Here is a 6,979-nt window from a genome sequence, read left to right as displayed (position 1 = left end):
AACATCATCGACGGCCTGTGCTGGGTCCCCGGCTGCGACCGCGTGCACCTCCCGGACCTCGTCGTGTGCTCCCAGGATCTCGACGCCGAGGTGGGACCGCCCGACGCGCCCAAAGGTCGGGCCGCGCGCATCGCCCAATGGCGCGAGTACGTCGAGCTGGAGCTGAACCTGGCGCAGCAGGAGGTTGCCGCGCTGGACGAGTTCGACGCGCGCTGATCACCGCCGCTATCACCGTGCCCGCCGCGCCGACCAGCGCGGACAGCAGATCCCACATCACGCCTCCCTCGTGGGCCGGGCGGCCCGCGAGGAGAGCGTGGCGGGCGGGCGGGGCTGGGACTTGGGCGGTGGCGGGTCTGTGGACAACCGGGCGGGTTGTGGACAGACGACGAACGCCCCACCCGCGCGAGGCGGATGGGGCGTTTCGTGTACCCCCACTCGCGCGGGGAGTCGTGGTCGTTCGACATCGCGGGCCCGAATTGCGCGGCTCACCCCCACCTGCGTGGGGACATCGGCCGCAACCGATGTCGGGAGGATAGCCGGTCGTCTCTCCACCTCCAACCAGCGGTCAATGCTTGACCGGTCAGGCGTTGACCGCTAGAGTGGTCAACAGTTGACCACCTGCCGAGGGGGAACAGTGACCGCCACCACCGCCACCACCCGCGAAGCCGCCGACCTGGCCGGCGTCCACATCTCCACCGTCGGCACCTGGTGCCGCGTCGGCGCCGTCGCCGCCGTCAAGGTCGGCCGCCGCTGGGCTGTCGACACCGCCTCCCTCGCCCGCCGCATCGCCCTCGGCATCCGCCGCACCAAGCCCGCCGCACCCGCCAAGCCCGCACGGCCGACCCTCACCGTCGAGAACGTCCGCGCCATCGGTGGCCGCGAGTGGAGTCGCGGTTCGGAGCACCGCGTCTACCTCAACGAGGACGTGTGGACCGACCTGATCGGCCTCACCAAGCACGGTCTCGCCGGCCGCGGCCTCGCCACCGATCGCGCCGCCGCCCTCCGCTACAAGATCAACAACGTGTGGTTCGACGCCAACACCGGCGACCTGGTTGTCGACCACTGCGCCGCCCGCAACGTCGTCGTCCGCTACAAGGGCGGCGACTACGACGAAATCGACCTCGTCGCCCTCATCCGCACCGCCGTCCGCGACGCCGTCGCCGAACTCTGAACCCGGAGCCCACAACATGCCCGAACTCCTCTACGACCGCGACGTCCCCGACTCTTACAAGGACCGGCGCGAACACCCCGAGAACTGGTACCTGTTCCGCATCCCGGGGGACGAGGGCATCGCGAGCGGCCACGTCAAACGCACCGCCCACGCCCACGCGATCGGCCGCCTCGTCCTCGCCTCCCGAAGCGACCCCTTCCCCGTCGAGATCCACCTCGCGAACGCCATCCACGGCGTCGGAGTGAACCCGGCACCCCTCGCCGTGGTCACCGAAACCCGCGAACCCGGACCCCTGTGGATCGCCGTCGAGGAAGCCGTCGAGGAGGCCCGCCTCGACTGGTACACCCGCGAGAACACCCGCTTCCGCATGATCCGCGCGCTCGACGCCGCCGTCGGCGAACCCGACCACCCCGACGGCAGCTACCACTCCGCGAACGCCTGCGCCCGCCTCGCCGCGGGCGTCGTCTCCCGCCCCACCCTGCTGAAGGCGTTCTCGATCCCCGACTACCCCGAAGAGGTCGAGGACTCCGAAGTCCCGCCCGACGAGACCTGCCCAATCTGGCGCGCCGCCGAGACCGCCGTCGACCAGGCCCGCGCCGCACAGGACGCGCTCGACACCCACCTCGACACGCTCCGCTCCGCGCTGACCCGGGCGTGGAGCGAGGACCGCGACCGCAGCGCCAACGCCGCCGCCCGCCTGGTCGACGGCCTCATCAGCCGCCCGCCCGTCCTGCGACTGCTTCGCGAGGCCGCGTCGTGATCGTCGTCGAGCACCGCCGGGGCGGCTGCCGCACCCAGGAACTGCGCGCCGCGATCGTCCACGCGGGCTACCCCCTCGCGCCGCTCGTCCTCACCGTCACCCCACGCCAACGCAGCACCGGCTACGGACGGCGCGGCGTCGCCGTCGGGGACCCCTGGTACCGGGCAGTCGCCCGCGACGTCCTCACCGGCCGGGCCGCGATCGAACGCGACCTGCCCGCGCCCGAATTGCTGCCGACCCCGGACGCCCCGTCCTACACCGCCGGCGAGATCGCCGCGGCCGGGGGCGTCTCCGCGATCGGGGAACTGTGGGACTGGCGCGTCGCGACCAACCGGCACCGCCTCCGGACGCTCACCCGCTCCGCAGACCGCGACTGGGAAGCCCTCGCCGACCTCGTCCTCGACCTGTACAACGCGCACGTCCCCACCGCACCGACACGCTGGCACGACGTCGCGACCGCGGCCCGCCGACTGACCCTGGCCACGCGTCACCGCGACCGCGAAACGGGCCAGCTGCACGACCTGCGACGGAGGAGCGACCGCAGGCCCGGCGACGCGATCCTGCGCGAACGGCTGCACGGACAGGCCGCAGTCGCCGAGGATGCGCAGGAGACGGCGGCCATCGCCGCCGCCCGCCTGCACGCCGCAGTCCTCCTGGCCGACGACGGACGCTCCCGGCTCAGCCCCACCGCCCGGCGCCGCATCGCCCGATACGCCGAGACGACACCCGACCTGATCGACGCGTGGCTCGACCACGCCACCACGTGAGGACCACCGTCATGACCATCACCAGCCGCGACGTCACCAACCAGGTCACCCGCAGCCTCGACGGACGCGAAGACGACTACGACGTCGACGCCATCGTCGCCGACATCATCGAAGCCCACGGCGCCGTCGACATCGACACCATCGACTCGGACGCCTACTGGGCGACCGTCGCCGAACACCACACCTGCGGTAACCCGGCCGAACAACAGGCGCTCGCCGCCGAATGCACCGCCAAGCACATCGCCGCGATGAGGCTCCGCGACCGCCTCATGGCCGAGGCCAAGCCCCGCACCGGTTGGAGGCGCTCCGCCCACGCACCCGCCATCAAGGCCCTCAACCTCGCGGCCTCGACATGGGCGCGCGCCGCCACCTACTACGCCGGCACCGACCCCGTGACCCGCTGCCAGGCCCCGGCCGAGTACGAAGCGGCGATCGAACACCAGGCCAAGGCCGACGCGCTCCTCGCCGAAACCCCCGCCTGACCCACGCGTATGAACACCCCCGCATCGACCGACACACCCCCGGACAGGAGCCAAGACATGAGCGACACCCGCTGGAACTTCATGCAAACCGAACTCGTCCCCGACGACCTGATGGTCAAGCCGATGATCGGCCCCGGCGGCCTCACCCGCGAACAGGCCCGAGCCGAGATTCAATCCCTGCTCGACCGCACCGCCGCCCTCGCGCCCATTGCCGCAAAGTGGCGCCAGGGCGCCGCGGACGACACCGTCTACGCCGGCGCCTTCACCTGGACCATCTACTCGCACCCCGCCGGCGAGGACCCCAGGCGGGCAGCCCTGGAGTGGCTGGAGGACTTCGCACGCATTCTGCGCGACGCCGGCATGAAGAACGTGGCGGTCGCCAAAATGCCGGAAGCCTGACCCCGGACAGCACGAAGCCGCCCCCGCCGCAGCCCGAAGGCGCGACGGGGGCGACGGTCGTTCACACTCCAGTTCGGTGGTACTCCTCCACCAGGGGATCAGGCGGCTCCGGGTCGATCCCCGCACGCCGCATCTGCGCACACCACCGATCCGCAGACCGCGAGAACGCCCGCAGAACCGCCTCCAGCCGCGACAACCGCTGCCGCAACTCGCCGTTCTCCCGGTCGACCCGCTCCGTCGTCTCCTTCAGGATCGACAGACTCGCCTGATCCCGAGCCGGCTCCGTCGTGATCTGAGCCACCGCACGCTGAGCCTCGTTGTTCGCCTGCGTCGCCCGCGCCGTCGCCCGCAACGTGAACCAGCCACCCGCAGCCGTGACCCCCGCGCTCCCGATGATCCCCGCCAGGCTCCATATCTCACTCACGAGTCACTCGCTCTCACCTGGTCCGCAGGCGGGACCGAGTGCTCAGGCACCGTGCTCGCCCACAAGATCACCCACACATGGCCGCACATCAGCCACCCCCACAACGCCAGACCGCGAGGGTAGTTGCCGGTCCACCACCCCCACAGCAGCGTCCCCGCCCACGCGACCGGCGGTACCAGCGCCACGAGAAACGCGGGACCATCACGGCCGACAGGCATCCACGCACCCGCGAACACCAACGCCCCCACAACGATCCACAGCCACGCCCACGCCCACACGGGCATCACCGACGTCAGCGGACTCACGGTCGTCAGCGGACCCGTCAGATAGCTGACGCCGAGACACACCTTCCCCAGGCCCGCGCCCAGCAGGTAGATGCCGCGGCGGCCCAGACGCTGCCGCAGCCGGGCCGCCGCCAGCCTCACCGCGTCGCCGCCAGAGCCGGTACCGGAGCCGCCGGATCCAGCGCCCCCGGCAACGTCGCCGCCGACCCCGGATCACCGATCCGACGAGCAACAGCCGCCTTGATCACCGCGAGCGCCGCCGGAATCGCCCCATACAGAGCCACCTGCACCGTCGACAGGTCATAGCGCGCCGACAACATCCAGGCGCCACCCGCAGCCAGGGCATACGTTGCCGCCGTCCGCTGCAGCAGGTCGACGAACCAGGCCGGGCCACTGCGGACCGTCCGGTCGAGCGCGCGGTTGTCCGACCACCCGCGCACCGCGTTGAGCAACACACTCAGCCCGGCCGGGACAGCAGCCAGGGCAGCAGTCTGGGCAACCGACAGATCGAGCGCGTTGGCCGTGGTCAGGCCGCCCAGGAACACCTGCAGGAACGTCCAACCGGCCCGCTCCAGGAGAGCGGCGAGCGCCGCCCGGGTGGTCAGGGTCATGATCAGTCCTTCAGTCGGGCCGCGGCGACATCCGTCATGGCCGTGGCGAGAGCCTTGAGCACAGCGCCGTCATTGGCCTGCAGCGCGGCCGCCAGCGTCGCCGCGTCCACCTGCAGGGAGGCCAGCGTCTTGATCTCCTGGGCCAGGGCGGCCACTTGCTCGGTGAGCGCGCCCACCGCTTCCTTCGCCGCCGCCGCATCCAGGAGGAGCTGGTACGCGTCCTCCGGCGTCAGGTCCGGGTTGTTGTACGACCAGATGTCGAGAGCGGACACATCGTCCTCCAGGGTGGTGGGTCGTGGAGCCCCGGCCTGCACCCACGCGTACAGCGCGGGCCCGGGGCAGTCGGTGCTGTAGCCGTCGCGGTGCCCGCGGATCTCGTCCCCCGCCGGGCCGCGCGCCCGGCAGTACTCGATTGCGTCCCGCAGGCCGTTGAGCTGGTCGCTTGTGGGGGTCGTCGACCCGGACGAGCCGACCAGACCGCAGACGGCGTAGTGGGCTTCGTTCAGCGCGGTGTTGCCGTTCGCCGAGTTGCGTCGTCGCAAGCCACGGCCCTCGAACACGTAGCCGTGCTCACAGACGACGAACGAGTAGCCGATGTCCGACCAGCCGTCGCCGTCCATGTGCGACGCCTGAAGCCGGCGCACGTAGGCCGCGCATCCGGCGTGGTCGCCGAAGGAGTAGGGCGTCCCGAGATAGTGGATCTTCACGCCGCGTGGCGTGCCCGCGTAGGGCGTCGCGCCGTTCGGCGTGAGATACGCCCGAGCACCCCAATCTGCGCGAGACACGAGCTTGAGCCCCGGCCAGGCGGAACCGCCGGACGACGGCTGCGGGCTCGGGGCGTCCGCCCCACCAGCCCAGGCGCGCATCTCCGCGATCGACCCGGCAAACACGTTCGTGTCCAGCGGCGACTCGGTGTACTGGTGCACCCGCCACGCAGCCTGCACCGCCGGCGACCCGGCCGCGCGCTGGTAGTCCGCGATCCACAGGAAATCACCGCAGTTGTCATCCGTGCGATGCCACCAGTCGAGGTTCGCGTACATCCCCACCAGGCGGTCCGGGTAGCGCGCCTTGACCTTGGCCAGCCAGGTGTTCTTCCACCGCGTGCAGGCCGCGTCGCTCTGCCCCTGGTTGTACGGCTCGAAGTCCAGGACCAGGAACTCGCCTGCGGGGACGTCGCCTACGGTGTCGCAGAAGAAGTCGACCTCGGCCTGGACCGGGTTCTCTGCGTGCATGAAGTGGTAGTGGCCCAGGACGAGTCCGCGCCGGCGGGCCTCGGCGACCTTCGCGCGGTAGCCCTTCTGGCTGGTGCGCTGCCCCTCCGTTGCCTTGACGATCACGAACTCGGCGTCGTTGGGGATGCTGCTCTGGTAGTCGGAGACGTCATATCCCCTGGCCAGCGCCATGGTTCGGCCCTCCTCGGGGCATGGAGAAGCGCCCGCCACCGTGCTGGTGAGGGCGCGTCAGATTAGTTGATCATGGTGGATCAGAGCGCGATTCTGACGCCGTCCAGGGAGACCCAGTTCGGGCCGGTGCTGCCGAACGTGATCAGCACGGTGAGGTTGCCGGACGGGTCCACCTCGAGGCGGCCGGTGATGCCGAACGTCCAGGCCGTTGCCACCGGGTAGTACCGGTAGTAGGGCGGCCGGTATCCGGACGGCAGTGTGGCCAGCAGCGTCGTCCCGGACGAGTCGAAGGGTGACGCGTCCGTGTGCGCCAGGGTTCCGCGTAGTTCGACGGCGCTGTTGACCAGTCGATATGCCGGAGAGCCTGAGTTCGCCGTGATGTTCGCGGCATACGGCAGCGAGATCCACGGGCCCGGGGTGACCGGGATCCACGCCGACCCGGACCAGTAGTCGATACGGTCCTCGGCCGTCAGGTAGGTGACCATGCCGACCGTCGGCGCGGACCCGCCGGTGAGGACGGCGCCGCGGTTGCTGGCGTTCGCGAAGACCTTCACGCCGTACTTGGCGGCGCCGTCCGCGAGCGCCTTCGCCAACGCCTGTGCGTCGGGCTTGTCGGAGAGCAGCGCCGCGGCGATGCCCTGCCCGTAGATGTCGGTACCAGGCACAGGGTTCCTCCGG

At 70.9% G+C, this 6,979-nt stretch carries 11 protein-coding genes; 6 read left to right on the top strand and 5 right to left on the bottom strand.

Annotation, left to right across the window (positions count from 1 at the left end):
- The 6 genes from ACFRCG_RS40025 to ACFRCG_RS40000 all read left to right on the top strand — a co-directional run.
- A partial coding sequence (locus ACFRCG_RS40025) for a hypothetical protein (protein ID WP_380040839.1) occupies positions 1-216 on the top strand: 216 nt, incomplete at its 5' end.
- A 418-nt stretch (positions 217-634) separates the two neighbouring features.
- A complete protein-coding gene (locus ACFRCG_RS40020) occupies positions 635-1,171 on the top strand; it encodes a hypothetical protein (RefSeq protein ID WP_380040838.1) in 537 nt (178 codons plus the stop codon).
- 16 nt (positions 1,172-1,187) lie between these two features.
- The gene (locus tag ACFRCG_RS40015) at positions 1,188-1,931 is read left to right on the top strand and encodes a hypothetical protein (protein WP_380040836.1); all 744 of its coding nucleotides are present in this window, start codon (positions 1,188-1,190) and stop codon (positions 1,929-1,931) included.
- On the top strand, positions 1,928-2,698 hold the full coding sequence (locus tag ACFRCG_RS40010) for a hypothetical protein (RefSeq protein ID WP_380040834.1): 771 nt from the start codon (positions 1,928-1,930) through the stop codon (positions 2,696-2,698). The genes ACFRCG_RS40015 and ACFRCG_RS40010 overlap by 4 nt, the downstream gene beginning before the upstream one ends.
- A gap of 11 nt (positions 2,699-2,709) precedes the next feature.
- Positions 2,710-3,180: a hypothetical protein gene (locus ACFRCG_RS40005; protein WP_380040832.1), complete on the top strand. Its 471-nt coding sequence runs from the start codon at positions 2,710-2,712 to the stop codon at positions 3,178-3,180.
- A 57-nt stretch (positions 3,181-3,237) separates the two neighbouring features.
- The gene (locus tag ACFRCG_RS40000; RefSeq protein WP_380040830.1) at positions 3,238-3,579 is read left to right on the top strand and encodes a hypothetical protein; all 342 of its coding nucleotides are present in this window, start codon (positions 3,238-3,240) and stop codon (positions 3,577-3,579) included.
- A gap of 61 nt (positions 3,580-3,640) precedes the next feature.
- Here the strand turns inward: ACFRCG_RS40000 and ACFRCG_RS39995 are convergent, their stop codons facing one another.
- The 5 genes from ACFRCG_RS39995 to ACFRCG_RS39975 all read right to left on the bottom strand — a co-directional run bounded on the left by ACFRCG_RS39995 (position 3,641) and on the right by ACFRCG_RS39975 (position 6,966).
- Positions 3,641-4,003, bottom strand: a complete 363-nt coding sequence (locus ACFRCG_RS39995) for a hypothetical protein (RefSeq protein WP_380040828.1) — start codon at positions 4,001-4,003, stop codon at positions 3,641-3,643.
- Positions 4,000-4,428 carry a hypothetical protein gene (locus ACFRCG_RS39990; protein ID WP_380040826.1) on the bottom strand — a complete coding sequence of 143 codons (429 nt, stop codon included), beginning with the start codon at positions 4,426-4,428 and terminating at the stop codon, positions 4,000-4,002. Before ACFRCG_RS39990 ends, ACFRCG_RS39995 begins: the two co-directional genes overlap by 4 nt.
- The gene (locus ACFRCG_RS39985) at positions 4,425-4,898 is read right to left on the bottom strand and encodes a hypothetical protein (protein WP_380040824.1); all 474 of its coding nucleotides are present in this window, start codon (positions 4,896-4,898) and stop codon (positions 4,425-4,427) included. The genes ACFRCG_RS39990 and ACFRCG_RS39985 overlap by 4 nt, the downstream gene beginning before the upstream one ends.
- A 2-nt stretch (positions 4,899-4,900) precedes the next feature.
- The gene (locus ACFRCG_RS39980; RefSeq protein WP_380040822.1) at positions 4,901-6,301 is read right to left on the bottom strand and encodes a GH25 family lysozyme; all 1,401 of its coding nucleotides are present in this window, start codon (positions 6,299-6,301) and stop codon (positions 4,901-4,903) included.
- Between the two features lie 80 nt (positions 6,302-6,381).
- The gene (locus ACFRCG_RS39975; RefSeq protein ID WP_380040820.1) at positions 6,382-6,966 is read right to left on the bottom strand and encodes a hypothetical protein; all 585 of its coding nucleotides are present in this window, start codon (positions 6,964-6,966) and stop codon (positions 6,382-6,384) included.
- Positions 6,967-6,979: the final 13 nt, after the last annotated feature.

The sequence above is a fragment of the Embleya sp. NPDC056575 genome (genome assembly GCF_042793325.1).
Taxonomy (GTDB): domain Bacteria; phylum Actinomycetota; class Actinomycetes; order Streptomycetales; family Streptomycetaceae; genus Embleya.
The sequence above is the reverse complement of the archived record's forward strand: the minus strand, read 5'-3'. Positions and strand labels throughout refer to the sequence as shown.

Bases quoted from the DNA above. Each gene is read 5' to 3' on its own strand.
- ACFRCG_RS40015 (WP_380040836.1), top strand. From the start codon at position 1,188: ATGCCCGAACTCCTCTACGACCGCGACGTCCCCGACTCTTACAAGGAC.
- ACFRCG_RS40005 (WP_380040832.1), top strand. From the start codon at position 2,710: ATGACCATCACCAGCCGCGACGTCACCAACCAGGTCACCCGCAGCCTC.
- ACFRCG_RS40000 (WP_380040830.1), top strand. From the start codon at position 3,238: ATGAGCGACACCCGCTGGAACTTCATGCAAACCGAACTCGTCCCCGAC.
- ACFRCG_RS39985 (WP_380040824.1), bottom strand. From the start codon at position 4,898: ATGACCCTGACCACCCGGGCGGCGCTCGCCGCTCTCCTGGAGCGGGCC.
- ACFRCG_RS39980 (WP_380040822.1), bottom strand. From the start codon at position 6,301: ATGGCGCTGGCCAGGGGATATGACGTCTCCGACTACCAGAGCAGCATC.